The sequence below is a fragment of the Ruminococcus sp. AF17-22AC genome (assembly GCF_003460065.1).
Taxonomy (GTDB): Bacteria; Bacillota; Clostridia; order Lachnospirales; family Lachnospiraceae; genus Blautia_A.
Genome location: NZ_QRXT01000014.1, coordinates 24689 through 50475 on the forward strand (window position 1 = coordinate 24689; position 25787 = coordinate 50475).

24 protein-coding genes and 1 pseudogene are annotated in these 25787 nt (G+C 44.1%); 1 reads left to right on the top strand and 24 read right to left on the bottom strand.

Annotated elements, in window-relative coordinates; all coding sequences use genetic code 11:
* Window positions 1–148 precede the first annotated feature (148 nt).
* From DWW86_RS15110 to DWW86_RS15200, 19 genes and pseudogenes are all read right to left on the bottom strand, one after another.
* Window positions 149–955 carry a class I SAM-dependent methyltransferase gene (locus DWW86_RS15110; RefSeq protein WP_117943878.1) on the bottom strand — a complete coding sequence of 269 codons (807 nt, stop codon included), beginning with the start codon at window positions 953–955 and terminating at the stop codon, window positions 149–151.
* A gap of 24 nt (window positions 956–979) precedes the next feature.
* Window positions 980–1639, bottom strand: a complete 660-nt coding sequence (locus DWW86_RS15115; protein WP_117943879.1) for a class I SAM-dependent methyltransferase — start codon at window positions 1637–1639, stop codon at window positions 980–982.
* 16 nt (window positions 1640–1655) lie between these two features.
* Window positions 1656–1913, bottom strand: a pseudogene (locus DWW86_RS15120) (ABC transporter ATP-binding protein); the annotation flags it as partial.
* 199 nt (window positions 1914–2112) lie between these two features.
* Window positions 2113–2496: a DUF6262 family protein gene (locus DWW86_RS15125; protein ID WP_117943880.1), complete on the bottom strand. Its 384-nt coding sequence runs from the start codon at window positions 2494–2496 to the stop codon at window positions 2113–2115.
* Complete coding sequence (locus DWW86_RS15130; protein WP_117943881.1) at window positions 2462–3979, bottom strand: tyrosine-type recombinase/integrase; 1518 nt, start codon at window positions 3977–3979, stop codon at window positions 2462–2464. The genes DWW86_RS15125 and DWW86_RS15130 overlap by 35 nt, the downstream gene beginning before the upstream one ends.
* The gene (locus DWW86_RS15135) at window positions 3969–5720 is read right to left on the bottom strand and encodes a tyrosine-type recombinase/integrase (RefSeq protein WP_117943882.1); all 1752 of its coding nucleotides are present in this window, start codon (window positions 5718–5720) and stop codon (window positions 3969–3971) included. The genes DWW86_RS15130 and DWW86_RS15135 overlap by 11 nt, the downstream gene beginning before the upstream one ends.
* Before the next feature lie 6 nt (window positions 5721–5726).
* Complete coding sequence (locus DWW86_RS15140; RefSeq protein ID WP_117943883.1) at window positions 5727–6857, bottom strand: tyrosine-type recombinase/integrase; 1131 nt, start codon at window positions 6855–6857, stop codon at window positions 5727–5729.
* Window positions 6858–7026: 169 nt separating this feature from the next.
* A complete protein-coding gene (locus DWW86_RS15145) occupies window positions 7027–9003 on the bottom strand; it encodes an ATP-dependent DNA helicase (RefSeq protein ID WP_117943884.1) in 1977 nt (658 codons plus the stop codon).
* A 21-nt stretch (window positions 9004–9024) separates the two neighbouring features.
* The gene (locus tag DWW86_RS15150) at window positions 9025–9750 is read right to left on the bottom strand and encodes a DUF4240 domain-containing protein (RefSeq protein WP_117943885.1); all 726 of its coding nucleotides are present in this window, start codon (window positions 9748–9750) and stop codon (window positions 9025–9027) included.
* 525 nt (window positions 9751–10275) lie between these two features.
* The gene (locus DWW86_RS15155) at window positions 10276–10770 is read right to left on the bottom strand and encodes a DUF3846 domain-containing protein (protein ID WP_117943886.1); all 495 of its coding nucleotides are present in this window, start codon (window positions 10768–10770) and stop codon (window positions 10276–10278) included.
* 56 nt (window positions 10771–10826) lie between these two features.
* On the bottom strand, window positions 10827–11267 hold the full coding sequence (locus tag DWW86_RS15160) for an ECF-type sigma factor (RefSeq protein ID WP_117808240.1): 441 nt from the start codon (window positions 11265–11267) through the stop codon (window positions 10827–10829).
* A 272-nt stretch (window positions 11268–11539) separates the two neighbouring features.
* Window positions 11540–12259: a winged helix-turn-helix transcriptional regulator gene (locus tag DWW86_RS15165; protein WP_008400022.1), complete on the bottom strand. Its 720-nt coding sequence runs from the start codon at window positions 12257–12259 to the stop codon at window positions 11540–11542.
* Between the two features lie 30 nt (window positions 12260–12289).
* Window positions 12290–12718, bottom strand: coding sequence for a metal-dependent transcriptional regulator (locus DWW86_RS15170; RefSeq protein ID WP_044944563.1), 429 nt, complete (start codon window positions 12716–12718; stop codon window positions 12290–12292).
* A gap of 47 nt (window positions 12719–12765) precedes the next feature.
* Window positions 12766–13452, bottom strand: coding sequence for a DUF6619 domain-containing protein (locus tag DWW86_RS15175; RefSeq protein ID WP_117943887.1), 687 nt, complete (start codon window positions 13450–13452; stop codon window positions 12766–12768).
* 22 nt (window positions 13453–13474) lie between these two features.
* Window positions 13475–13984 carry a hypothetical protein gene (locus DWW86_RS15180; RefSeq protein ID WP_055057042.1) on the bottom strand — a complete coding sequence of 170 codons (510 nt, stop codon included), beginning with the start codon at window positions 13982–13984 and terminating at the stop codon, window positions 13475–13477.
* Window positions 13944–15035: a sensor histidine kinase gene (locus tag DWW86_RS15185; protein ID WP_117943888.1), complete on the bottom strand. Its 1092-nt coding sequence runs from the start codon at window positions 15033–15035 to the stop codon at window positions 13944–13946. The genes DWW86_RS15180 and DWW86_RS15185 overlap by 41 nt, the downstream gene beginning before the upstream one ends.
* The gene (locus tag DWW86_RS15190) at window positions 15032–15715 is read right to left on the bottom strand and encodes a response regulator transcription factor (protein ID WP_025577041.1); all 684 of its coding nucleotides are present in this window, start codon (window positions 15713–15715) and stop codon (window positions 15032–15034) included. Before DWW86_RS15190 ends, DWW86_RS15185 begins: the two co-directional genes overlap by 4 nt.
* A 29-nt stretch (window positions 15716–15744) precedes the next feature.
* Window positions 15745–17895: an ABC transporter permease gene (locus DWW86_RS15195; protein WP_055057040.1), complete on the bottom strand. Its 2151-nt coding sequence runs from the start codon at window positions 17893–17895 to the stop codon at window positions 15745–15747.
* Window positions 17885–18667 (bottom strand): ABC transporter ATP-binding protein, encoded by a 783-nt coding sequence (locus DWW86_RS15200; RefSeq protein ID WP_055057039.1) that lies wholly within the window; start codon window positions 18665–18667, stop codon window positions 17885–17887. Before DWW86_RS15200 ends, DWW86_RS15195 begins: the two co-directional genes overlap by 11 nt.
* Window positions 18668–19255: 588 nt before the next feature.
* On the opposite strand from DWW86_RS15200, the gene DWW86_RS15210 reads away from it, so the two are divergent.
* The gene (locus DWW86_RS15210; RefSeq protein WP_005337966.1) at window positions 19256–19612 is read left to right on the top strand and encodes a helix-turn-helix domain-containing protein; all 357 of its coding nucleotides are present in this window, start codon (window positions 19256–19258) and stop codon (window positions 19610–19612) included.
* A gap of 289 nt (window positions 19613–19901) precedes the next feature.
* Here DWW86_RS15210 and DWW86_RS15215 read toward each other — a convergent pair whose 3' ends face one another.
* The 5 genes from DWW86_RS15215 to DWW86_RS15240 form a co-directional block, all read right to left on the bottom strand.
* Window positions 19902–20438: a DUF2812 domain-containing protein gene (locus DWW86_RS15215; RefSeq protein ID WP_117628468.1), complete on the bottom strand. Its 537-nt coding sequence runs from the start codon at window positions 20436–20438 to the stop codon at window positions 19902–19904.
* Window positions 20435–20752, bottom strand: a complete 318-nt coding sequence (locus DWW86_RS15220; RefSeq protein ID WP_117628469.1) for a PadR family transcriptional regulator — start codon at window positions 20750–20752, stop codon at window positions 20435–20437. Before DWW86_RS15220 ends, DWW86_RS15215 begins: the two co-directional genes overlap by 4 nt.
* A 324-nt stretch (window positions 20753–21076) precedes the next feature.
* Window positions 21077–22993 (bottom strand): lysozyme family protein, encoded by a 1917-nt coding sequence (locus tag DWW86_RS15230; RefSeq protein WP_117943889.1) that lies wholly within the window; start codon window positions 22991–22993, stop codon window positions 21077–21079.
* 31 nt (window positions 22994–23024) lie between these two features.
* Window positions 23025–25361, bottom strand: coding sequence for a VirB4-like conjugal transfer ATPase, CD1110 family (locus DWW86_RS15235; RefSeq protein WP_117943890.1), 2337 nt, complete (start codon window positions 25359–25361; stop codon window positions 23025–23027).
* On the bottom strand, window positions 25348–25770 hold the full coding sequence (locus DWW86_RS15240) for a PrgI family mobile element protein (RefSeq protein WP_330410336.1): 423 nt from the start codon (window positions 25768–25770) through the stop codon (window positions 25348–25350). Before DWW86_RS15240 ends, DWW86_RS15235 begins: the two co-directional genes overlap by 14 nt.
* Between the last annotated feature and the right edge of the window lie 17 nt (window positions 25771–25787).

Genomic DNA, 25787 nt, shown 5'->3' on the forward strand with positions numbered 1-25787 from the left:
CTGGATTAGCCAATACTTTTGCCAAAAGTTCCCATAGTGCATTATCTTTTAATTTTGCACGCTGGTGATAGAAGGCGGCTTTTGATGGTGTTTCATCAGTGCGTCCGAAAAAATGATAAAGTTCTCTCTCTCTGATATTGTATATCCACTATAGTTTTAGATGTATCATCTTTACCATCTTGAATTGATCAGAAACTGTCATACTGACCTTTGTGGATAGCTTTAAGTCATTTTTAGGGATGTAACGATAGTATGGTTCCTCCGCAATCACCTTCACATTACCCCCGATCTTTGCTGCCAGTTCTTCCGCTGAATCCACATAAAAGAACATTTGTGCATCGGCATGGCCGACCTGTTTCATATATTTTTTCTTCATCATGGTCATTCCTCTTTTGTTCACCGTATCAAAAACAACTTCCATATTTCCAAATTGCCCAATCATACGCAGAAGGGCAATGACCTTATGTTCCTCAAAATAATGAAATAACCCGCCTGCAGTAACGAGAATAGGAGCATCAAGTACATCATTGCGAACTTTTTTGATCCAATCCTTTGCAAAGGCATCCCCGGAAATATATAATTCCCTCTCTGGTTCGGGAAGAAGTCCCCGCCGGTATTCGATCACATGAGGCAGATCCATGGCATACCAGTGTGTCTTTCCGTTATCACATCGGTGATAGGTTGTTTCCAGACCACAGCCCAACTGGACAATCACACCGTCCGGTCTGCATTCCAGAAAAGTCCGAATAATCCGATCCATATTAGCAGACCGGGAAGCAGAGGCCAAAAGGGTATACTGGCTCTGCATATTCTGTTTAATCAAGTCTGAAGGCAGCTTCTTTTTCAATTCCAATGCTTTTTTATCATATAAAATTTGCGGGTAATGCTCACTAGCATAAATTCTTCCCAGCATAGGGACGAACAGTGTATCCTCCACGACTCCTAACTTGGACATAGCCAAACCTCCTGTTTTGATACATTACTTTCTGCCGACAAGCAACCGGGAAGACCCTAGCATCATCATGGCAGCCCGACGGTGGGAGCCAAAAGCTTCCTGTGCGATATCAACGAGTCGTACTTCCTCATACCCCATATCCCGCAGTTTCTGCGCAAAACCTTCCATGTCACCGTACATCTTTTGTTTCATATCATCGTTAAGTGCAAAGACGCCGCCTTTTTTCAATACCCGCAGGCTTTCCAGCAGCAGTTTCTGCATATCAGCACCCATAACATTGTGATAGACATAGTTGCTGATGACTACATCAAAACTCTCATCAGGAAAATCCAGCTGCTTCGCATCACCGTGCTGAAATACACAGCGGGAAGCCACGCCCTCACTGGCAGCATTCTTCTCGCAGAGTGCTTTGCTGTAATTGTACACAGCGCCCCAGTGATCAACACCGATCACTTTTGCTTTCGGCCATGTCAGAGCTGAACGGATTGTCAATGCTCCGGAGCCGCAGCCTACTTCCAGAATCTTCCCCTCGCCGTCATAGTCCAGATGAGAAAGAACGACTCGATGAACCTGTTCCATGATTCCGCCAATGATGTAAAAGACAGGGTTGGACATCCGGCTTCCATAGTCTTCTCCGTGGGTACCAAGTCGGATATTTTCCTGCTTACAATGGTTCTTGTTCATTACATTTCCTCCTTCTTTACCCAAGTTTCCAATTCTGGCTTTCTGTCTGCAGTTTTACCATATGGGCATATACACCATTCTTTTCTTCCAGATCCTTTGGTGATCCTTCTTCTGCCACGGTGCCATCAGAAAGGACAACGATCTTATCCGCTCCGGCTACGGTACGCATTCTGTGGGCGATAACCAGAACGGTTTTATCTGCGATCAGACGGGAAAGGGCTGTCTGTATCAGAGTTTCATTTTCCACATCCAGGGAAGCAGTCGCTTCATCCATAAAATTGGGTAGCCCTCTCCCATCCCTCTAAAACGCTGGCTTTAACGGCAGAGACACGAGTGTACCGTGTTGCTTTTCTGGCAGGTGATGTTTTCCTGTCTGTACTTTTCGTGACACCGTTTCTCCCAGTGTTCGTTTTATCTCAACTGCAACAGCCAGGAATCTTCTCCCGGCTGCTGTAGATTGCTTTCGCTCTTATTTATAAATTTTTCAGCACATTCAAATCTTTTTTATTCAATGCTTTTCTCAGTCTTTCATTTTCCTGTTCGACTTGCTCTTTCTCACGTTTCAGTTCCCGGATTTGTTGCTCCAGTAAGTTGATCCGATTTTTCATCACAATATCTCCGATGTATCTTTTCGGATTGATCATTCCCATTTGCCGTTCCAGTGCCCGGTCCATTTCTTTTCTGACCGTCTCATTCTTATAGAAGAATCCTCTGGACAAGCCTGTCCTTTTTACCAGTTTTGGAACTGTGACTTTTTCTTCCTCTGCCAGCATTTGCCGGATTTCTGTAACTGCCCGGTTTATTTTTTCTTCGCTTGTCTTTTTATTGCAGGCTATCATCGTATCGTATTTGTTCATACTCTTCACCCCATCCATCCAGATTATCTAATATGATCTGTGATAATTTATTTCTGACTGCCCTGGTCTCATCTGCCAGGATCTGGTTGCTCATCTTTCGATAATACCTTACATTTCTCAGGCTGCTGTGTCCCAACAATCTGGCAATCGTCCAGTCATCCAGATGCATTTCTGTAAGTTTTACTCCGTAGTAGTGTCTGTACATATGGGAGTTAAAACCAAATAGCTGTCCGTTGTCATCCCGTATATCTTCTTTGTAAATAAGACGCAGGATTCTGTCACAGATCCGTCCGTATGTCCAGGGAACTTTCGGATTGTTTTCGTTCGCAAAAATGTATTCCGTATCTCCGATTTTTTCTTTTGTGTATTTAATAGCTGCCTTTATCAGAGATGCCAGTTCTATACTGATTGGTTTTTCGTAATAATGGGACTTTGGCTGGTTGATTCGAATGATGACTTCATTTCCTTTTTCTATCAGGCAGTCTGTCCGTAAGGTCAGGGTATCCGATATTCTTGTTCCAAGCATTTGATGAATAATCATCAACCTTGCTGTCTGTTCATCCACTTTCACCAGAAAAGAATTTATTCGTTTCAGCTCTGCATCGGAATAGGTTTTAAATTCAGCTCTTTTGGATGGTGGAATGTCCCTGTTCAAAATAATGTTGTCCAGTTGTTCGTAGTGATACAGCTTTCCAACCATCTCCAGAACACTACGCAGTCTGTTTAATTCTGAGCGAAATTCCTTCGTCTGCAGACTCTCTGTATTCAGGTAAGTCAGGTAATCCTCTACAATTGCCCTGCTGATATCCTGGCAGCTTTCTATCTCCGGATGTTTTTCTTTCAAGTATCTGGACAGTCTACGCATTGCTGTCATTTCTCTCGCCACACTACTTACATTTTCCTGTTTTAACTGAACATAAATTGCTTTTTTCAGTTCCTCTTTGATATCTGCCTGATAAATTTCCGTAAACCGAATTGTCCGATAGTTCTTTGTTGGAGTTGTCTTTAATTCTATGTTCAGTTTATCCAGTTCCCATATATCCTTTAATACCTCATCTCGAACATCTTCTGGCTGAACATCCTCCAGTAAAAGTTCAAAATACCGAACCAGTTTTGACTTTCCATATCGTTCTGGTTTTCCCGCTAAATGGACTGTTTGGGTTAACGGAATATTATGTTTTAGCATCCACGCTTTTAAAACCAATAACCATTTTGATTTTTCTAAATCCGTGAAGCTCTTTTCTTTTCCCCGGCGTTCCTGCAGCATATCACAGATTTGATGATACTCCGTACGTTCACCGTATACCGTCATAATGCTTTTTTCTTCCAGCCTTTTTACGATAAACTTTCTTGCTTCTTCCTGCATCTTTTCTGCAGGCAGCTTAGAGAGATCATACGCCGGGTTGCTTCCCATGAGCTTTTTATGCTTTTCTGATGCCTTCCAGTAGGCAGCATATTGATTCAAATATATTTTATTTTCCACGTTTACACCTCTTAATTCCAGCCGCAAGACTATTTTCCTCTTTTGACAGATATTCTTTGTTTGCTTTGGAAATCTTCTTCGGCATGTAATCAATGTATTGCTGTGTCATTTCCTCAAAATCATGTCCCAGATAATCTCGCACGCTTTGTATGGAAGTGCCATTATCATAGAACATCGTTGCCAGTGTATGCCTGTAATCATGCGATTTAAACTGGTATGTTCCATCTCCGATTCCATACTTTTCACAGTATTTCATCATCTGTTTTCGGAAAGTTCCATATAAATACGCACCACCTGTGCTGTTCTGAAATACATATTCTTCCGGTAAAATCCCATTTTTTCTGATGTAGACCTTCATCAATTTGTAAAGAGCAAGCGGAATCGGTACTTTCTTATAATTTTTCATCTTATATTGATATACCTGAATCCATGCATCCCTTCCCTGCATATAATAAGCGTTTCCCTTCAGGGTGCATACCTCGTTGCATCGCAAGCCCAGTGCCCACAGGTGCAGGAAAACCAGGCGCGGCTTTTCTGGAAACAGTGGTAATTTATGAATCATTTCCATATAGACATCTTCATTTACACTGCGGTTATGATGCGTATAAATCTCTTTTTTCAGATAATATTCTACATGATAAGGCACCTTTTGAATAATGTCCTGCACCTTCAGATAATCGAAAAAATGGGTGATTGCCTGCAGCATATTATTAAAGGTTCCCTCTTTTATATTCTTCGAATCCAATAACCGGAAATACTTTTCCATAATGTTACTGTCTGCATTTTTTACAGAAATCGCTTTCTCCTGCTGTAACCATATCAAGAAATTTTTTAGTATCGTGTATTCTGCTGCAATGTTTTTAACTGCCAGATGTGTAATTCCAAGACAGTATATCATATACCTCTGACACAAATGCCGGTTTTCTTTATGTAAAATTTCTATAAAAGAAATGGTCTTGATGGAGCGGGCAGGATTTTTTCTGCTGTCTGCAAATTGAAACCGCTCTAAATACCAGATATTCGCATCCCACAGTATTTCCGAAGCCTGTATAAATGTTACCTGTCTGCAAAGATTGATGGTACGATATACAAACCCAAAATTCGGTTTGCCTTTCTCCTGTTCCGAAAACTGGTCAATCTGTTCCTGCTCCAGCTTATTGATATCCGGTATCTGTTCCTGAATGGCAAAGTCATAAAATTTATTCAGTTTCTCCAGATAATTTGTCAGGCTCCGTGTGTTCACATATTCTTTTAAAATATACTGAAACGTAGCAAATATCTGCTGTTTTAATGTTTCCGGTGCTTTTCTCTTAAAATCCCAAACCAGGGCATTCTTTTTTGATGCTTTCCATACGGCATTTATCACCGCCGGATCTGGATAATAACAAAGATATAAAATTTTTTTATCCAGATCTGTTTTTTCAGCCTTTTCTCCTGCCAGGGTCTGCAGCCTTTCCAGAACTGAGTGGCGCTTTATCCAGTCAAATTCATTCATATAGGTTGGATAACAATTGGGTGCTATCGTACCATGAAGGCTTTTTTCATATTCCTGCCTTACTGCATAATCAATATCCCAAATATGCCATATCCCTCTTTCCGGCAGAAATATTTTCAAACGGTTTCTGGTTGTTATTTTTACTTCCGTGCATTCGTCCAGTTCCCGGTACAACCCTTCCAACAGTTGTTTCCGTTCTTCATCTTCCCGTTCTTCCGGCAGCCAGGCATATATATTTGCCGGCATTCATCTTCACCTCCTGCTTTCCAAAAACTGTTCTACTCCGTAAAGTTTGGAATATCGGCGGTAAAATTCCTGACTTGCTGTTTTCAGCTTGTCGTCTAAAACATTCAGATATCGTATGGTTGTATCGAGATGCTTGTGTCCCAGTGCCTGGCTGATCATTTCCAGAGGCCAGTCTGCTTCCCATCTCGTATTTGCATAATATCTTCGAAGCATGTGCGGTGTGATCTTGATCCCAGTCTTTTTCTCCATGCGTTCAAACATATCGTAGACGCTGTCTACTCTTAACGGCTTCCCTATGGTATCTCCTTTGATGTTAATAAACAGGTATTCCTGTTTTTGCAGGATGTCCCAGTATTCCCCGATATAATAAAGCAGGAATTCAAAGGTGTCATCGCTTACCCGTCCTCTTCGTTCTTCCGCATTTTTTGTTCTTGCATCGTTCTCATTGTCATCCCGGAAGTCTACCCGGATCTCATGGTTTTCGTAATCGATGTCTTTGGTATAATCAATTCCCAAAATTTCACCGATGCGGAATCCCAGTTCCGATGTCAGTAAGATCAACACCTGATCCCTGCAGTTTGTACAGGCTTCTAAAATCGTTACGATTTCGTTCCGTTCGGCTGCCCGGACGTTTCGTTCCTCTTCTTTTAAGTATCCTTTAAATGACCGGGAGCGGATGGTTCTTCTGACCCCGATGGCATTTGCCTTTGTGATCGGCTGATTATAGGATAATACCGACAGGCTGGAACCGTTATTTCTGACTACTTCTAAAAAAGAATAAAACCTGAACACTTCTTTTAAGTAAGCGTTGCAGGTTTTATTCTGTGGTTCTTTATCCAAATTGTCGGTATGTTTCCCAGCTTTCAGCCATTTCAGATATTCTGCGAAAAAATCATATTGCGTTTCGTAATCCATTCCATAGACATCTTCTGCTTCATGTTCTTCTTCCAGCAGATATTCCCAGTAGTAGGCAAGGGCAAATGCATTTCTCCGTATAGTATTCGGGGAACGGTTTGCCCGCACCTGATGCATTAGATACTTGCTTGGCAGCAACACAATTTCCAGTGTTTCCATATCCCGTATAAAGAAATATTTTACGGAACCTTCTCGCTGCATTTCCACTTTATATCGCTTCATGTTGTCTGCCTCCTTTCCTCTAACGCTATACACAGTATACCCAACTCATGCCGATAAAGCTATCACAAATACCACTAATTCGGTCAAAAACGCCCCCTGAAATACCACTAAACTTTTTGTCCTATCTGCTGTCCAGATCTGGGCAAAACCAACAACACCACGGATGCTCTCAGCTGTAGTAACGCTCCACTTTCCGGCTTCGGATAAAATCTTCTACTTCTTCGATCCGCTCTGCCATCTGGCACTTTGGCAGTGCTTCCAGAACATTGTTCCGGTACCTGCCTTTCTTCGATGCACGATGATCTAAGATAGACACAACGCAGGTGTCCTGCTCTGTGCGGATTGCCCGGCCGAATCCCTGGCGCAGTTTCTTCTGCATATCCGGCACCACGATAGTCTGGATGTAGGATTCCAACGATCGATACTGCTCCCTCTGGGCTTCATGGATGGGGTCCGGAACAGAAAACGGCAGTTTTACGATGATCAGGGACGATACCATGTCTCCCGGAAAATCCACGCCCTCCCAGCAGGAGCCGGCTGCGAACAGCACCGCATTCTCCATCTTCTTAAACCGTGCAATCTCTTCCTGGGAATTTCTCCATACCTGCACCATCGGAAACGGGATCTGGTCACGCAGGAGCTGCTGCACACTTCCCATCAGGGTATAAGATGTGAACAGTACCAGCGTATGCCCGTAAGTGGAACACACCAGATCGCGGATCTGTCCGGCAATCTGCTCAGCCTCCTCCCTGCTTCCCTTTTTCATGGGCTTTAGGTTCTCCGGGATATAGAGCAGACAGTTCTCTTTGTAGCAGAATGGGGATTCTGCCACGCACTCCCGGACACCAGTTTCTTTTTCTAGCCCAGTCATTTGTCTGGTCCTTGCAAAACCGTTCCCGGCTTTTAAGGTGCCGCTGGTTAAAATCGCCGGAAATCCCCGGCTCCATAAAGTCGCATCCAGATACTTCGGAATCTCCCGGTTGACTGCCATAAAGGTTAAATGTCCCCGGCTGTCCTGCTGTAAAAACAAAATATATCGCTTGTCGTTCTTTAAAAACCATCCGAACAGCTCTTCCATCTCTTCCATCCGCCGAAAGATCCAGTAAGGAATATTCCCGGCAAGCCTTTTGATCATAAGCTGAAGCCTTTCCTGCATCTGGGCTAAGGCTGTGCCAGCTCCCGGCGGAAAATAAAAACTTTCTTTTCCAGCCATGTCCTCTGTGCCATCTTTCCGATGCTTTCGGATCTCCGCCTGAAGTGCAGAAAACCCTTCCATCAGCCGTTTTCCATCTGTGCCTTTATGCTCTCTGCCTAAAAAGTAAGCAATCTCCTGCACATCTTCCCTTCCAATGCTTCTTCCATACATCTGGCTGGCGGCTTCCGGGAGTTTATGGGCCTCATCCACAACCAGAGCCCTGTAATCTGCCAGAAGCGGCCGGTACCCATTTGCCCGGTGCATAGCATCTGCCAGAAGATAATTGTGATTGCAAATCTGTAAAAAAATGTCCTCTTTCCTGGAACTATCCAGATGCTTCTGATAACGGCATTCTACTTTTCCCGGACACTCCCTAGGGCAGAATTTTGGTACGCACACCAGCCTGCGGTCAAAACCGCTCAGGTTATGTACGGAATCTAAATCAAAGTTATGCCGGAGGGACTTCAATGCCTCCATCTGTGCCTGATTTTTATTCTTGTCCCGGACTGCCTCTAATCTCTGGGCCAGCCTGTAATCGCATACAAAATGTTCCTTTCCCTTGCGGACGACTGCTTTTAATTCTCCCTGAAGCAGATCTGCTTTTAACAGTACATCCGATAAGAAAGGAACATATTCCTCTATGATGGCTTTCTGTAAGGCGATACTGGAAGTGGATACCACTACAGACCGCCTGTCACATCCCGAATAACCGGAATGCAGTACACTATATTTCCGCATCAGGATGCAGGCTGTCAGATAGGCATAGGTCTTTCCGATGCCGACGCCTGCATCACAGAGCGTGATTTCATTTTTCATAAGGGCATCCAGCATTTCATGGCAGAGACGGATCTGTTCTTCCCTTACATGAAGCCCGGCTTCCGGGAGAAGCTCCCGAAAGATCTGTTCCACTTCGCCATGTGCCCTTTTCTGATATTCATTTTTATAACACATTACTTCTCCTTGCCAGAAAGCTTATCTTACCGTACCCTTACGGACGGGTCTGGTCGCTTCCGGTGTATTCTGTCCCTGTTCCTGCATTTTCTTTATGGCAGCATTCCCTCTTGCCATCATCCTTCGGATATCCGTCCGGGAAACATTCCATGTCCTTACTTTCTGAGGAGCTTTCCTTACCTGCTCGGACAAATGGCATTCACAGAGTTTCGGATATACCACCATTGCTTCCGGTAATTCCAGCGGATACTCGATCATGGGATGGTACACAATATCCCGGATCACCTGCTCATAACATTCCATCTGCATTCTTGCCATACTGTCCTGATAGATATTTTTCCCTTTCATGGCACTGTAGACCTGCGATGAGATGTATCCCAACGCTTCAAAACTACAGTACCCATACGGAGTCACGCCGGAAAGGGAATCCGGATCTTTTAAGGCATTCAGATAAACTTCTTTTCCCTGGGCGATCAGCCACATCCGAAAATCAGAAAAACTGTCATCACTGCACCCTGCTTCCATCATAATACCTGCCGCTGTCCATAAGCCGTACTTATAAGCCGCATCCCGGTAACTGTAAACAAGATTGTGGAATTGGAGGACATCCTCCGGTGTCATATAGAAGAGCTGCTGCTTGATCCACACTGCCGAAGCATCCAGATCGGTGCCGCACACTTCCTTTGCTTTTTCAATCAGATTCCAGAATTGATCCTTGCTCATTCCACTTCTTTTTGTTTCTTCCATCTGTTCTCTCCCCTTGATGTGACGTTAATACCACAAGAATACGGCTGTAGTCTCCTACAGCCGCATGGTATCTGATATCAACGACACACTTCTTCATTGATTTCTTTTTTATCTTGCTGTTCCGCATTTGACCTCGCACCCCCGGAACTATTCCTGTATTTCTTCTGGGAAAGGGGACACTACAGGTGGGCGGCTGGCCTGCCGCCGCTCACAGATGTCCTAGGGGTCTTTCTGATTACAACCCGGAGTCCATCTTCCGCTCTCTGGCTGGTAACGTGTATCATTATCCCCCATCCGTGATCCTGGCGAAAGGCTGCCACCGCCTTATTCACAGCTATGCTTTCTCGCTCCAAGTCTAAGAATCTTTACCCTATACTTAATCATGGCGCTCATACTGTCACGCTTCTACGGTTGGGAACGTACCTGTAGTGCCGATATTCACTTGCCAAAGAACAGCCGAGGGATGTCCCTCTGCTTACTAGCCGATGGCAGTGTATTTTTTTATTCACTTCACAAAAAAATATTTTATCTTGCATCCCCGGATCTGTTTTTCTTCTTTGCCGGATTCTTTTGTTTTGCATCGTTCTTCCGGCTTTCTTTCTGTTCTTTTTCTTCTTCCGGCGGCATCTTCATCACATGGAGTTCTCCGTTAAACAGAGTAAAAATTTCCGGTGACTGATATTTTTCTTTAAACTTTTCAATCTGCTCCGGTGTCAGCGAAGTAAAATCATCTTCTGTCAGTCCTACCACAAGGAATGTTCCGGCAATGGCATCATAGACCTGTCCTCGGTCATCGTACAATGCCCGATTTAACGGCAACCCCTCAAATTTTCCATTGCCGTTTAAAAGAATTCCAACCTCATCCTCAAACGGATAAGTCATCTCAATATCACCGCCTACTGCCTGCTGCAGATCTTCCAGCTCATTGGGGATGCTTTTGACATAGGGTGCTTTCATCGGCTCGACTACCAGTACCGTCATCATTTCTTCCTGCATTTCGGACACTTCTTTCTCATCCATCGTATCAATCCTCCTGTCTATTCGTTCTGATAATCAGCCGATGAGAGCCTTTTGTTTTATTCAAATTTCATGGACTTTTTGATTTTCTCCCGTAACCTCCGCAGTCTTGTATAAACAGTCTGCTCCGGCAGTTCCATGTGATGGCTGATCTCCTTTGGTGCATATCCCATCATCTTCAGAACAACCATCTGAAGAGTTTTCTTGTCAGTCGATAACAGGATCTGAAGCAATTCCTCATTCTCCACGGTATCGAGCAGGGCTTCCACACTCTCTGGCTGAGACTCTCCTAATTCTTTTTCTTCCAGAAGCAGTTCCATACAGTCCAGAAGTGAGGTCTGATGTTCCCGGAATCTCCGCTCTGCGTTAAAATCGTTCCAGTCATACTCCCGGAGCTTCTGGATCGTCTCTTCATCCACACCCTGCTCACGCAGGATCTTCTCTTCCTCTGTTTTCCACTGGTTCCATCTATATTCTTCTTTTGCTTTGTTATAAGCCACTTATCTTTTCCTCCGATCTGAATTTTTGTGAAATCAAATCGGAGTGTGGCGGTGATCTGGCTCGTTCTTCCTGTCCACAGGAATGTCCGGCATCTCTGCTGTTTCCCTGCAAACACGGATCTCCTTTGTAATCATATCTTTACAAAGGCACAGTGTATCGGATGCACCTGTCAGTTAACGGTCAGAAACCTGTCAATTGACGGTCAATTTTTATCACCTTCTTTCCAGCACAAATAAAATAAGACGAACAATCTTTTTACGGATTATTCGCCTTACTGCTGTTCGTTTTCATTATTCAATTCAAATTTGTAACCTATATCCCTGACACTGACAATGCAATTCCCGGCACCGTCTTCAACGACATTCAACTTTTTTCTCAATCGCTTTACCAGACACCAGATGATATTTTTAATATCACCAACAGAATAATCTTTCCATACAAGCTGGTAAATCTGTTCAAATGTGTATACTCTCATCGGTGTCACCGCTAATAAGTATAAAAAATTATATTCTTGTCGTGTTAAATGTAACGCTACATTATTCCAAAATACTTTATGTTTCTTATGATCCATTACAAGTTTTCCCTTATCAATCATCGTTTCGGATTGCTTTTGAGTTATTTTTTGTTTATTATTTCGTCGTGCCAATGAAAAAATCTGCAGATCTACTTCTTCTATAGTGCTATTTATATCCATTACACAATCTGCACCAGCGTATATTAATTCTTTTTTCCATGACATACACAATAAAGAGGAAGCATCCGTCAAAATAATAATTGGTATCTGCGTTATTTTTCTAATAGCAGATATAATATTACTTATGTTCTCTTTATAAAGGATCACTCCTATTATAAGCACATCATAAGAAAATAAACTCAAATTATGCAGTAAAATTTGTAGATTTTCTGCATAATCTGAGTTTACCTCATTGAATAGTTTTCGATATGATTGATTGTCAAAATATGCTAATATCTTGTATTTTGTGTCTTTCATATTTAATCTATTTTAGCAAAGCAACATTTTCTATTTCTTCACAGGAAAATTATCAAATGTATTGTCAATTTTTTGTGCAGCAATCCCTCTCATCGCATGCTCTTTCAGTTTTTGAAAACTTTCATCACTGACTGCATGTTCCATGCGACAAGCATCCACTTCTGCAGTTTGTGGATTAACTCCAACGGCTATAAGTTGATAAGTAAAAAAGCAATGGCGTTCGTAAATTTTTTCGGCCACATCCCGGCCAAGGTCGGTCAGGTGTATATAATGGTTTTCGTCTGTTGTCAAAAAACCGCCCTCTCGTAAAGTTCCTACTGCGTAACATACGCTGGGTTTTGAAACTTCCATGTACCGGGCAACATCCACGGAACGCACCATACCGAGTTTCTTTTGAAGTATAAGCACGGATTCTAGCTGCTGTACGACGGCTTTTTTTCTTTTGCCGTCGTGCGGCAGCTATTTCTGTTATACTAAGCTACTGTTTTCCACATTTCAGATTCACTTTAATGATTCATCTGAAACTCTTCAATCGATCCATAGTCAATTAGTTTGCTCTCGTCAAATGACTCTTGAAGTTTCTCTCCTTCTGCAAACAGGACATTTCCGCTTGAAGTCAGCGGCAACATACAGCTACTCGCTTTAAGACTTTGTGCCGGTTTATCCACAAGGATAATCAATGGATTTTTTGCTTCTATCGGCTCTGCTGCGCCCAACGCCACATGCACCGGAAATGCCAATAATGTCTCTCCATCATATTGATATAGTCCCACTCCATCAGGCAATACATTTCCATCAGCAGTCAATATAGGCATTTGAACATCTAAAAATTCCTGCATGCTATTTGCCAAACTGCCATATTCCACAGGTTTTAACTTGCTGGGATCACCAAAGCGATCTATCCATTGAGGGTTTGTCAGGATCAAATGGTCCCACCCCCCATCCTTTAGCTCTTTTGTAATTTCAATATTGCTGTCAACTACATATGAAAGCAGAAGATAATCTTCCTCAGAATGTAAAATGCTGGAGCCATCTGCGGTTAATTCATTGCTCCCACAAACTGTATCAATGTCTGTATATGCTATATACCAAATTTCACTCGTATTGTATTGATTAAGAGTGAGTGTATCTCCACACCCAGATAGACCCAATACAAGGATGCACACGAGTGTCATCACTATTTTTCTGCTCATTTACAAATCCCCTCAGTTTTCCTTACGTTCGAGAACATGATTTTCTTTTTTGAATACCCATCATGCCTAAAATCAGAATTGCACATACGACAATACTGCCGACAATGTACTGCCATCCAAAAAATGATAGATTAAGAATATAGCGTGCTGCCGGATTAGAAAAAATGTGTGTGAACGGCTCATTCGCTGCAATTCTGCTCATTACTCCGCTGACATCTGCCAGAGGTATTCCGTAAAGGGACGCACCAAAAAAATAAAGAACGAGTTTTTCTACAATGGACGGCAGTAAAATTCCTAACACACAACCTCCCACCCGATGTGCCGCTGGTGTATTAAAAAGATAAAACGCTCCCGCAATGTAAGGTAGAACAGCTAAACATCCACCTAAAACAACTGGTGCCAAATGAAATCCGAAGATAACAAAGACAAGGCGCAAAAGTAAATATACGCCCAAGATAATCAGCCAACTTATAATCAGAGAAGCCGCAGGCTTATTTTTCTTTGGTGTTTGCGTACGAATCTGCTGTTGCATCATCAAACCTCCTGACTGGATATTGCACCTTGGGGAACATCAGAATAATGGTTGTTCCGCATGACAACTGTGATGTGATTTGTAAATCTATCGCTAAATCTTTTGCCATTTTCTGCACTAAATATAATCCCATACCTGTGGAGCGGCTTAAAAAGCTTCCTGCGTCCCCAGTGAAGCCCTTATCAAAAACAAACGGCAGATCAGACGCGGGTATACCTGTTCCGTTATCGTTGACGGATAGAGTAATCTGCCCGCTTTCCGGATTATCCGTTACTGAAAATTGAATAGTGGGGGCGGTGTCCTTCACAGCATACTTTACACTGTTGCTAATAATCTGTCCCAAAATGAACATAAAGCCTTTTTTGTTAGAAATTACGTTACAGTCGTTCCCGGAATATGTGACAGAAAATTGGGCTTCTTCAAGCAAGGATAAATTGTCCTCAACCGCTTCCCGACAAGTCTCTAAGATCAGAATTGGTTCAAAATAGCAATCTTTGTGAGCCGCCCCAAGACGTGAAAAGTACAAAATCTGTTCTACGTTCTGCCGCACATGGTCGCGTACATATAGCATACGAGTATGCACCAACGGTGACATCTCAACCTTTCGATTATCTAAAAGAAGCGTCATAAGGGACAGAGGTTTCTTGATTTCATGCACCCAATTTTCAATATAACTTTCGTAGTTGGCAACCTTTAACTGCTGTTCGTTCACATACCCCTCTTGCATTCTCAGATGATGGGCTAATTCATGGATATATGGGCGCATTGACGCGGGGGCACTTTCACACAACAGGTATTCGTTTGTGTCGTCCGGCTCTAACAGAAAGCGCCGAAAAGCGGCATCAATTTTACTGCGTTTATGAATTGAGATGACAAAGGGGATGACAAACGCGGCAAGTGATACAAATATCATTAGCCCCACAAGGCTCAAAAAATCCCCCGGATAAGCCACCCATGCCAGAAACGCAAAGAACAAATCCAAGCAGCCAAGAGTAATCAACCAAATACGATTGGACGATACATAGGTCAAGAGAGTATTAAATTTCTTCATACTTCCACCTGCTCTTTCAAACGGTAGCCTTGCCCGCGCACCGTTTCAATGCGATCATCAAGTCCAACTTCACGCAGCGTTTTCCGCAGTCGTGTAAAATTGACTTGCAGCGCATTTTCGTCTATAAACTCCGCTGTTCCCCAAAGCACATGAAACAGGTCGCTCTTTGATACAAGGTTCGGGCTGCTTTTCAAAAGGGTGAGAAGTATTTTCCCCTCATTCTGCGGAAGAACATAAGATTTCTTTCCTGCATAGAGCGTAAAAGTGTTTGGATCAAGCAGGAAGCCGCCCCCGTTAAGCAATCCCTGCTGCATCTGTTCTTCTTTGCGGCGCAAGAGGTTTTTAATGCGGGCAAGAAGCCGTTCCGTGTTGCATGGCTTTGTTAGGTAATCGTCCGCCCCTAATCCCAAAGCGTGAAGCTCGTCCTGTAATTTATCTCTTGCAGTTAATATCAGCACAGTCCCAAGCTGTTTGGCCTTTACCTCTTTGCAGATTTCAAAGCCGGAGTGAAAAGGAAGATTGATGTCGAGCAAAATCAAGTCCGGGGAAAGAGACATTATCTGTGATACGGCATTTTCAAAGTCAAGCAAAGGAACAGCGTCATATCCCGCTTTTTCCAACACATCAATCAATTCTTCCCGCATATATACATCATCTTCAACCACAATAATTTGCGCCAATATGAACACCTCCTTCCCGAATAAGCCCATTAAGCATTTGGCTTCCAATTTAATTTGCTGATTTCACGGTTTGCTGTCCGCGCAATAGCCACACCGTACAATGCAAGCATACAAACAACGACAAGCGCCATAACGAGCAGCATAGGATAAGACTGTTGCAGTTTTGCCATATTAGAGTATAGGTAATGCTGCATTGCGCAAATTCCGACTGTACCGCTGATACACGCAGGAAACAGCGGGAGCAGAAAATACCATAGCACCTGTTGGTTTATGGAACGCTTCATTTGTTCGCGTCGTGCGCCCAGAATAGAAAGTGTCGCATACCTTGCCTTTGTTTCTCGCATTTGGGTTAGGAATTGCAGGGCAAGTAGGGCGCAAGCGATAATTAGAAGCATAAAACCCATGTATAAGGTCGTGTAGCTGCCGGAAATGACATAAAATAGTTGCCGTCCGAAATTGTCCAAATAGCTTTCGCAGTACAGGCCAGAGGGCTTTAACAGGTCACGGGCTTCCATAATCGACACCATCAGGCCATCAGCTTCCACAGTTTCGCTCGGAATACAGAAATTGTGATAAACGGTAACGGTGCCTGGATTTACATATTCAGAATATACTTCATCGGAAACAATCAATGCGGTTATGATTTTTACGTTTTCATCCGCAGTCAAGCCTTTCATCGGCACAAACGGGATAAGCGTAATTGGCAGTCCGTCAATAGAAATCAAGACTTTACCATTAGCCCGTGCGTCCTCCGCAATCTGGTTCAACATGGTGGTGGTTTCTTCTTTTGTACTCCCCTGAAAATCCGGGTTAAGATAGAATACAGCTTCGTCGATTCCAAGAACGATAGTTTTTTCTCCAGCTGCTTCCAGCAATTCGTTATATGAAGATACGGGAATTAAAAATGGCGAAGCTCCCGTAGTATCAATACACCCTAAAAGGTTAAGCGCGGCTGGTTGATTGGGACTGAACTCATAGCTTGTAGCTCCTTGTGTGACGGGATCCTCTACTTCTGGCGGCAGATTCAAAACAACCTGTTCACGCAGCCCGGACCAATCTATAAAAGAGTTCGCTTTCACGGAAGCTGGGCGTTTCATTGTTCCTGTTTCCATGCGGCTCAAATCAGCCACATAGGGCTGCATTTGCTTACCCGAAAGGTATTTTTCAACAGTCGCTTCATTGCCCGTGACGGTAAAATCGTAAACAGAAGATCCCCGCGTCATTTGGTTCCCATACGACATAATGCGGGTTGATCCGTCCGCAATGAGCATGATAGTGAGCATAATCAAAATAGATGCAACACCGATTGAAATATACTTGTGGACTATATTTTCGTGTAACTGCCGCAGAGTGAAAATATATAGACCGTGTGTTGTGTTGCGTTTCACAGAAGCCGCCGCTGCGCTCAGCAAGCCTGCAAGCCCACGGATAAAAAGCATTGTTCCCACAATACCTAATATCACGGCAACAATTATCATCATACCGCCAGCAACCATGAAATACTTTAGGATTACCCAATATGCAAGCGTCAAAACTACCGCTCCGAGAATGAGGGAAAATAAGTTCCCACTCATTTTTCCAACTTGCTGTTTCTTCGCCATTTCTCCATAAAGGAGTTGGTGGATTTCTTTGTTGAATAGTTTTCCACAAAGGATGAACAACGCGACAACTTGAATCATTAGAAATCCAAGCGTTGTCAAGAGAACAGCGCTCACAGAAAAACTTGACTGATGTGCAATTATGCCGCGACCTACAAGCCGTGCCGTAGCAAGGCTGATTACCTCTGATAAAAAGCCGCCGCAGATCAGTCCGCCCAAAAGAGCCAGCAGTGATGTGATTAGCCCCTCTGCCATGATTTGAATAAACAAGTGTCGCTTTGTCATTCCAAACATCAGGTAAAGCCCTAATTCCCGGCTCCTACATTCAAGCTGATATTTGTTCGCAAAAATGACAAGGAAAAATACAAACAGCAGCGAAAAAAGATAAACCGTCGGCATTAGCATTGTCAGAAGTCGATTAACAGCGTCACTTTCGATTTCCTCCAAGAAGCGCATCACGTCCTGGCTTCCAAGGGAGAGGACGATATAAAATGTGGCTATAGCTGTAACCATAGTAAGAAAATAAATCAGGTTCTCACTACGGTTTCGTTTGGAGTTTCGCCACGCAAGGTTAAAGAACATTTGCACTCCCTCCTCCCATCTGTGCCATTACCTGTAAGATACGCGCATAAAATTCCTCCCGTGTTTCAGTCGGAATTTTCCGGCGCAGCTCATGGAAAATCACACCGTCCTGTATGAATAGGATTCTGGAACAAAAACTTGCAGCGTTCGGGTCGTGTGTTACCATCAAAATTGTGCGTCCGCGACCGTGATTGATCTCGCACAGTTTTTCCATAAGCAACCGCGCTGCCTTTGTATCCAATGCCCCAGTTGGCTCATCTGCCAAAATAATATCGGGGTCGGAAATCAAACTGCGGGCGGCAGCGACGCGCTGTTTTTGACCACCTGACATCTGCACCGGAAATTTGGAGAGCACATCCGTGATTCCAAAAAGTCCTGCAATGTCATTCAACTTCTTCTCCGCAGCAGATATATCTACATTATGGATAGAAAGCGGCAGCAGGATATTTTCTCTGCCAGTCAAGTTGTCAAGCAAAGCAAAATCCTGAAACAGATAGCCTATTTTATTGCCCCGATACTCAGCCAGTTTTTCGCTATCAAAGGAACTCACATTTGCGCCGGAAAGCAGGACTTGCCCGGAGGTCGGTTTAATAACCGTAGCAATGCAATTTAGTAGGGTCGTTTTTCCTGATCCGCTTGCGCCCATGATCCCCAAAAATTCGCCATCAAGAACATCAAAGGTAATGCCATTAAGAGCTTTTGTAGGAACACCCTCTTTCGTATATACCTTGTGTATATCTCGGACTTCCAAAAGTTTTTCTTTGCAATTCATATTATCACCTTTTGCCTTTTCGCTTTTTGATTAGTTGTTGATTATATTTTACTGCATGGCAGGAAGATAAACCACTTACAGTTGATGTAAGGTTTCTATGCTAAATGCTAAAGGGCGGCGATGTGACGTTTGTGCCAGATCGCCGCTGCTTTTCTTTATATTTATTCTATCCGATGTGCTTGCCCGCTTCAAGGTAATAGTTATGAATTATTTTGGCTATCAAGTGGAACTATATAAACATATCCGAAAGAAACAAATTTTCTTGATAAAGATCATGTTTCTTCACTCAAAGATAGCTTTACAAAATACACCTCTAAGGCTACTACAATAGGTAGGGCGCAAGGTCTTATGCAGAAGCACTTTGAGACCTTGCGCCCTCTGTTATTCTACCCTAAAAATACTTTGCCAGCTGCTTCAGACCACGCCGGATGCTGTCACGGATACAGGTAAGTTTGCATCCTTCATTACTCTTTAATGGAATTTGTATTCTCAGTTTTATAATCGGTATAATCAAGCCCATTAACCGGCATAATAAGGTCATTCCATCACATAAACCGGAACGATACGATATTATTGAGGTGAACGATTATGCCGATTGATGATTTAACTGCTTTAGGGCAAAAAATGCGGGAAGCCCGAAAGAATAAAGAACTGACACAACAGGAACTTTCTGATCTGAGCCATGTTTCTGTAAAGCAAATCGCCAATATCGAAAAAGGGAAAATGAATCCTTCCTATTTGATTTTGAGAGCATTGGCAAAGGTCCTGCACATCTCTTTAGATACACTTATAAATCCAGATGTTTCTCTGGAGGATGAGGGTGTCAATCAGATGAAAATGCTTTATTCCAGCTGTCCGCCAGAAATGCGTGACACCCTGCTGCATCACACCCAGGAAACGGTGAAAGAACTGACAGAGTTGTCCGAAAAATTTGAAACGAATTGAGCCAGTGAGTGAAATTTAACGATTCTCTCACTGGTTCTTTTCATTTCATATAAATTTAATCAAATAAGAAAGTTAACTTATACATATCAAATTTAGGTTACAAAAGGGACAAAGCTGATTTTTTACATCTACTGTCCCTTTTACATTTCCGTTATTATCTATTCATACTATATATCGTAAATAATTCCAGGTGGTAACAAAAAATTTAAAATTCTTTTAAAGTCAGAAAAGAAGTTCCCTACTCATTTAGACAATGAACTCTTTACGTTGATGAGTTGTCAACTGTATACTATTTTTTTACTTTTTTCCAAAATACAAAATATTTTACAGCAAACTGTAGAAAAGTAATAACATATACAACTAACATTACCCTAAAAAATACTGGTATCCAGCCTGGTTCACTGGGATCTGTTACAATAGTATCAATCAGGATACAAAGAATCATCAATATTAACGGAATTACTCTTCCACGAAAAATCCGATTCATCATATCCAGACGGGAGATGTCGTCACAGAATATTTCCTCTTTCTGTTGCATCTTGTCTGCTGGTTTCCTGAAATAATTGTATCCATCAAATTCTGTCAGGTATTCCCATCCGCAATCTTCAAACATTCGTATATATTCACTCTGATGTTTGATTCCTTCTTTATTGTAATCTAGCTGGTAAATTACCTTCTCAGGCTCACATCTCTCAAATGTATATAGTCCAGGAAATGTTACGCTCTTGAATTTCCAACCTTCCAAGTGCCTTTTGCTCAGGTAATTTTCTTCTTTTTCGTACTCCATAATACTAAACCAGCGAATTTCTTTTTTGAGTTTCTTCATTGCGTTACCTCCTGTGCATTACGATACAATCTGCGGATTCTTTTTAGCTCAAGCTCCAGAACTTCCGTACCGAGTTCTGTGATCTCATAAATTTTCCTTTTATCTTCTTCCCTGATAAAATGGATTAGGCCATCTTTTTCCATTTTTGAAAGACTTCCATACATGGTTCCAGGACCAAGTACCACTTCATTTTCTGTCAGTTCTCTTACTTTTTGTACAATCCCGTATCCATGATTTGGAGTACGAAGACATAACAATATGTAAAAACTTGTCTCCGTCATGGGAACGTAAACCTTTTTTATATGTGCATCCATAAACCTTTCCTTTCAGTGCGATATATCGTACTTCGATACTTGCATTATATCGCACTGTGATATATTTATCAATACAGTAATACAGTTATCATAAAAAAACCAGAAAATCAGTGTGTCCATTACTGATCTCTGATTTTTTATTTACAGATAATATATCACATGCTCTCTAATAGTGTCCTACAGAAGCATAAACTGATACAGCGTATTTTTATGGTTCTTTAAATAATCTTTGCATAAGAATCCATACTTGCATCGACTTTCATTATCAACTTACACATATCAAATTTCTTTTCATAGGTTATAACTTATATTCTATTTTAATTTTCAAAGTATACCATATCCCATGATCGTTCCGTTATTGATATCATAGCTTCTCTGGTTCACGGCATTACTGGAGTTTCCTTCCACGGTGTATACGGTACTGCCTTCGGTTTTCTCCACGATTCCCACATGGTCTGAGGTTCCGTCCCCGTTCCAGTCAAAAAAGATCAGGGTTCCGGGTGCTGGGGAATATCCCCGGCTTTTCCACTTTCCCTTGCTCTGGAACCATGCGATTCCATCATCGCACAGGGAGAATTTTGGCATCTTGCCGCTCTTGATGAGTCCTGCCTGATCCCCACACCAGCTGGCAAAGCAGGCACACCATGCCACATGGCTGTCAAAGCCATACCACGACCAGAACTTCTGGCCTCCCTCATTTCCAAGCTGGGTAAGTGCCACCGATACGATCTGGCCGTTGCCTCCAAACAGGCCGGCAAACAATCCGCCGCTGGAATAATACCGCAGGACATGTGGGACGTACTCTGGGTCGCCATAGGCACTCCATCCATGCGAAGCCGCCTGCTCGTTGGAAAACTGCAGGGCATTTTCGGCACTGTAACCGCCATACTTCCGTATCGCCCACGTTATGTATCCGTTGCCGTAGTTATATCCTTGCAGGGACAGTTTCAGCTTATCCATATCCTGTGGACTGGTGCATCCGGCTTCCTTCAGGCAGTCTGCATAATACTGGATTCCTACCTGTATGGAGTAATCTGCGTCCTGGATGGCATTGGGACTGTTGGAGTACCTGGTGTTGTATGGGCACTCACTGCTCTGCATGGGATCGGTTCCCCGGCCGCCGGATTCCTGCATCATGATCGCCTGTATCACGGAAACGTATTCGGGGATTCCGTACTGGTTGGCATATTTCTGGATAGCTGTTGTATAGGAAAGGACTTCCTGACTCAATGCTTCGTTGCTCTCTGAGCTTCCTGAAAATGCCGCACCGCCAATGATTCCGACCATGATAACCAATAAAAGAACGATAACTGCTCCGGCGGCTCCCAGTGCAGCCATCATGGACTGCACGGTTTTCGCTGCCGCTTCCACGGCGGCTTTGGCTGCCTTGAAGGTATTCTGCCCTGCCCTTGCCGTTTTCTGCATCCGGCGGACGTTGTTGGACGTCTGCATGGCAGCTTTCTTCGCCGCCTGCTTCGCTGCCCTTCGTTCCATCTGCTTCTGCATCCGGGCTGTCAGGGCGTTGGAGCTGGCCGCACGGAGCTTCTGCTCTGGCTGGACGCTGATCTTCGCAGACTGGGGAGCCGTCTTGATGATACGCTTCTGTATGGTTTTCGGCTCCGGCTGTTTCCTTGGTTTTTCTTTAATCCGAATGGTTTCCGGCTGTTTCTGTCGGATGGCGGTCTGCCTTACTGTATCTTTTGCTTCCTTCTTCCGGCTCTGTTCTCGGATGGAGAGCTGCTTCATTTCTGCTATTTCCTGTCTGTTCTGGATTCTTGGTGTCTCCCTGGCAGCCCGGATCTTCTGCTCTTTCGTTTTGACGGCATCTGAAACCACCTTTTGCCGCTGGGCTTCCTGGATCTGTACCTCCTGAGCTTCCCGGCTGGCAGGATTGGCGGTCTGTGTGTCCCCTGTTCCTCTGGCGGTTTCTTTCTCCGCTTCTTTTTTGCCAGCGGCTCTCTGTTTGATCTTCTCGTAGGAAGTCTGTGCGGCTGTCTTTCCGGCTCTGGTTACAGTTCTGCCTGTCTTTCTTGCAGCCCATTCCTCTGCGGATGTGACTTTCCCACTGGCATATTCGGATGGGGACTGTTCTCCCATGTCATTGTCCCTGGCATTTGCGATGGTCTGGGATTTTTCCTTGCTCTCCAGTATGGCCGTCCGCATCAGCTCCTTGGGGATTCTGGAGGCAGGATTTTTGGTCTTTGGTTTTGTTGTAACTTCTTTGGTTTTGATATCCTTCATCTCTCACCTCCAGTCTCGGCTTGTCCCGCTCTTACGCTTCGCCCGGCTTGGTCGTCATCAGGCGGTACAGTTTTGTATTTCTTGGAAACGAATTTTCAAATGGCACCAGATTTCCGGAACAGCGGATCAGACCATGGCCGGCACCCACATTGGTGATGTAGGATAACTGGTTGTCTGAAATATTCAGAAGTGCCGCCAGCTCGTCCCGGTCGGTGGTGGCCTGATTCAAAAGGATCAGGAACTCACTGTTCGCCAGCATCAGGCGGGCGGTATCGGATTTCAGAAGTTCCTCTACGTTCTGGGTAAGCCCGGTGACAAATCCGGAATACTTACGGATACGCTTGTACAGGCGGTAGAAAAAGTCCGCACTGTATTCGTAGCGGAACAGCAGATAAAACTCATCCGCAAAGATCCATGTCGTTTTTCCCTTCTTCCAGTTCTGGATCACACGGTTGAAAATAGAATCCAGTGTGACCAGCATGCCAAGGGGCATCAGCTGTTCGCCCAGCTCCCGAATATCATAGTCGATGATACGGCTCTTCGTGTTGACATTGGTTTCCTGGGCAAAGGTGTTCAGACTTCCGTTGATAAACAATTCCGAAGACAAGGCCAGTCCTCTGGCTTCTTCCTCCGGCTGGAGCATGAGCTGTCGGTACAGGTCTTTCAAAGTCGGCACCTGCCCTTTGTAACCGCCCCTCATATAATCCCGGTACACATCTGCGGTGCAGCGGTCGAGGATGGATTTCTCCTTTGCCGAAAGGTTTCCGGCTCCGACAAGTTGCTCAAACAAGGACAGGATAAATTCTGACTTCTCAATGAGCGGGTTGCGGTCATTGCCATAGGCGGAATCCATGTCCAGTGCATTCAGATGAGTATCCGAGGTTGCCGAGATCCGGATAACCTCTCCGTTTAAGGCTTCCACCAGAGAAGCAAACTCCGACTCTGGATCAAGGATGAGGATGTCATCTTCCGTGGAAAGGGCAAGGTCTACGATCTCCTCTTTTGCTGAGAAGCTCTTTCCCGAACCGCTGACACCCAGTCGGAAAGAGTTGCCATTTAACAGTTTCCTTCGGTCTGCCACCAGCATATTTTTGCTGACTGCATTCTGCCCATAATAGATGCCGCCCGGCTGCATGATCTCCTGCGTATGGAATGGAATCAATACGGCAGTGGACTCTGTGGTAAGGGTTCGCACGGCATCGATTTTCCGCAGGCCATACGGCAGGACGGTATTCAGCCCATCGACCTGTTGCCATTTCAGGGTTGCCATCTGGCAGAGATGTTTTCTGGCAATGGAATACAGGGTTTCCGTATCAGAATCTAACTGCTTCTTGCTGTCTGCCATATGTACCATCGTCAAGATACCGAACATCATTCTCTGATCCCTGGTGGTCAGGTCATCCAGCATCTCCTTGGTTTCTTTTCGCTGCAGCTCCATATCGTAAGGAACCACGGCAGAAAAGTTATTGTTTGCATTCTGGCGCCTCTGCCAGTTGGTGACATTTGTCTCTACGCCCAGCAGTCGGTTCTGGATCTCCCTCACTGCTTCGTCTGTCGGTACCGGGATGATGTCAATGGATAGCATCAGGTTTCTGCCAAGTCCGCACAGCTCCGATACCATCTCGTCTTTTACATAGCTGGCGTAATCTTCCATAAAAAGGACTCTGCCATATTGCTCACCCAGTTTAAACTGATCATTGTGGAATTCCATCGTGTCCGGGCAGATCCAGTCTTTGAAGCTGTGTCCTTTTTTCGCAAAGGCTTTCATGTCAAACGGGAAACTCTGCGGAACGTCTGCCTTGAAAAAGTCTCGGAAGATCTGGAGCCTCTGTTCTGCATCCAGTTCTTCCCCGATGGAGGACAGCTTGGCCAGATGGGTGATGATATCTGTTCCCACACGGGCGAAATAGGTTCTGGCTTCATCGATATTTTTCTTGTGAACGCTGACGGTCAGATAGCGTTCCTGATAGATGCTGTTGTTGGTACCGGAGATTTTGGACAGGAGCATGTCGTTGTACTCCTTCCGGTATGCATCAAGCCCGTCCCCTTTCATCGGAATCAGCAGGGACTGCTCAAACTCTTCCTTGTTGATCTTGCGGTTGTTCAGGGTAATCTTCGCCGTACAGCCGGAATCCAGTGCATTTAAAAGCTCGGAATAATCCAGAAACATTTCTGTCTTGTCCGCTTTGCTGGCAATGGAATAGTTGATATCCGTAAACCGGAATGTCCGGGAATACTTGCTCTCCACCTGAAAAATACCGTCCGGCCAGATCTTGCGGATGGGGATTGCCTGCTGGACAGACCTCGGTACTTTAAATTTTTCTTTGTCCTGTTTCAGTGTCTGACTCAGGGTTTTAATCAAAGGCATCACCCCTTCCTTTTCGCTTCTTTGGTTTCTTCTGTTTCGTCCGCTTCTTCTCCAGAAGCTCCGCTCCGTTTCCCATCATTTTTTCACCCAGCCGCAGGCTCTCTTCCAGACAGGAAAAGTACAGGTTTTCCGACTTAAATACCAGCCGTTTCGGATACAGCAGTTCGGATTTGATGACTGTCCATGCAAACTGTTCTGCCGTCATGCCGTGGTAACGGAAAAAGCCGCAGGCCGCAAAGGGAGCCGCCCCAAGGATGCACAGCCATCCAGTTACCTGTTCCCCGGCATATTTCCGGGTGAGGAAATAAATCCCAAGGGCTGCCAGGATTGCCAGTACCGAAAATAAGCACTGCCGGAAACTTAACCCCCAGAACATTGACTCCTGATAGTCTCGGATTTCTTTATTCATTTTCACTTCCATGTTGT

What these genes read in the sequence shown, in the direction of transcription:
- DWW86_RS15135 (WP_117943882.1), bottom strand. Translation starts at nt 5,720, where the DNA reads ATGCCGGCAAATATATATGCCTGGCTGCCGGAAGAACGGGAAGATGAA.
- DWW86_RS15210 (WP_005337966.1), top strand. Translation starts at nt 19,256, where the DNA reads ATGCCGATTGATGATTTAACTGCTTTAGGGCAAAAAATGCGGGAAGCC.
- DWW86_RS15195 (WP_055057040.1), bottom strand. Translation starts at nt 17,895, where the DNA reads ATGTTCTTTAACCTTGCGTGGCGAAACTCCAAACGAAACCGTAGTGAG.
- DWW86_RS15110 (WP_117943878.1), bottom strand. Translation starts at nt 955, where the DNA reads ATGTCCAAGTTAGGAGTCGTGGAGGATACACTGTTCGTCCCTATGCTG.
- DWW86_RS15115 (WP_117943879.1), bottom strand. Translation starts at nt 1,639, where the DNA reads ATGAACAAGAACCATTGTAAGCAGGAAAATATCCGACTTGGTACCCAC.
- DWW86_RS15220 (WP_117628469.1), bottom strand. Translation starts at nt 20,752, where the DNA reads ATGGATGCACATATAAAAAAGGTTTACGTTCCCATGACGGAGACAAGT.
- DWW86_RS15140 (WP_117943883.1), bottom strand. Translation starts at nt 6,857, where the DNA reads ATGAAGCGATATAAAGTGGAAATGCAGCGAGAAGGTTCCGTAAAATAT.
- DWW86_RS15165 (WP_008400022.1), bottom strand. Translation starts at nt 12,259, where the DNA reads ATGAAAGACACAAAATACAAGATATTAGCATATTTTGACAATCAATCA.
- DWW86_RS15180 (WP_055057042.1), bottom strand. Translation starts at nt 13,984, where the DNA reads ATGCAACAGCAGATTCGTACGCAAACACCAAAGAAAAATAAGCCTGCG.
- DWW86_RS15215 (WP_117628468.1), bottom strand. Translation starts at nt 20,438, where the DNA reads ATGAAGAAACTCAAAAAAGAAATTCGCTGGTTTAGTATTATGGAGTAC.
- DWW86_RS15125 (WP_117943880.1), bottom strand. Translation starts at nt 2,496, where the DNA reads ATGAACAAATACGATACGATGATAGCCTGCAATAAAAAGACAAGCGAA.
- DWW86_RS15200 (WP_055057039.1), bottom strand. Translation starts at nt 18,667, where the DNA reads ATGAATTGCAAAGAAAAACTTTTGGAAGTCCGAGATATACACAAGGTA.
- DWW86_RS15230 (WP_117943889.1), bottom strand. Translation starts at nt 22,993, where the DNA reads ATGAAGGATATCAAAACCAAAGAAGTTACAACAAAACCAAAGACCAAA.
- DWW86_RS15150 (WP_117943885.1), bottom strand. Translation starts at nt 9,750, where the DNA reads ATGGAAGAAACAAAAAGAAGTGGAATGAGCAAGGATCAATTCTGGAAT.
- DWW86_RS15155 (WP_117943886.1), bottom strand. Translation starts at nt 10,770, where the DNA reads ATGGATGAGAAAGAAGTGTCCGAAATGCAGGAAGAAATGATGACGGTA.
- DWW86_RS15240 (WP_330410336.1), bottom strand. Translation starts at nt 25,770, where the DNA reads ATGAATAAAGAAATCCGAGACTATCAGGAGTCAATGTTCTGGGGGTTA.
- DWW86_RS15145 (WP_117943884.1), bottom strand. Translation starts at nt 9,003, where the DNA reads ATGTGTTATAAAAATGAATATCAGAAAAGGGCACATGGCGAAGTGGAA.
- DWW86_RS15235 (WP_117943890.1), bottom strand. Translation starts at nt 25,361, where the DNA reads ATGCCTTTGATTAAAACCCTGAGTCAGACACTGAAACAGGACAAAGAA.
- DWW86_RS15175 (WP_117943887.1), bottom strand. Translation starts at nt 13,452, where the DNA reads ATGAGCAGAAAAATAGTGATGACACTCGTGTGCATCCTTGTATTGGGT.
- DWW86_RS15185 (WP_117943888.1), bottom strand. Translation starts at nt 15,035, where the DNA reads ATGAAGAAATTTAATACTCTCTTGACCTATGTATCGTCCAATCGTATT.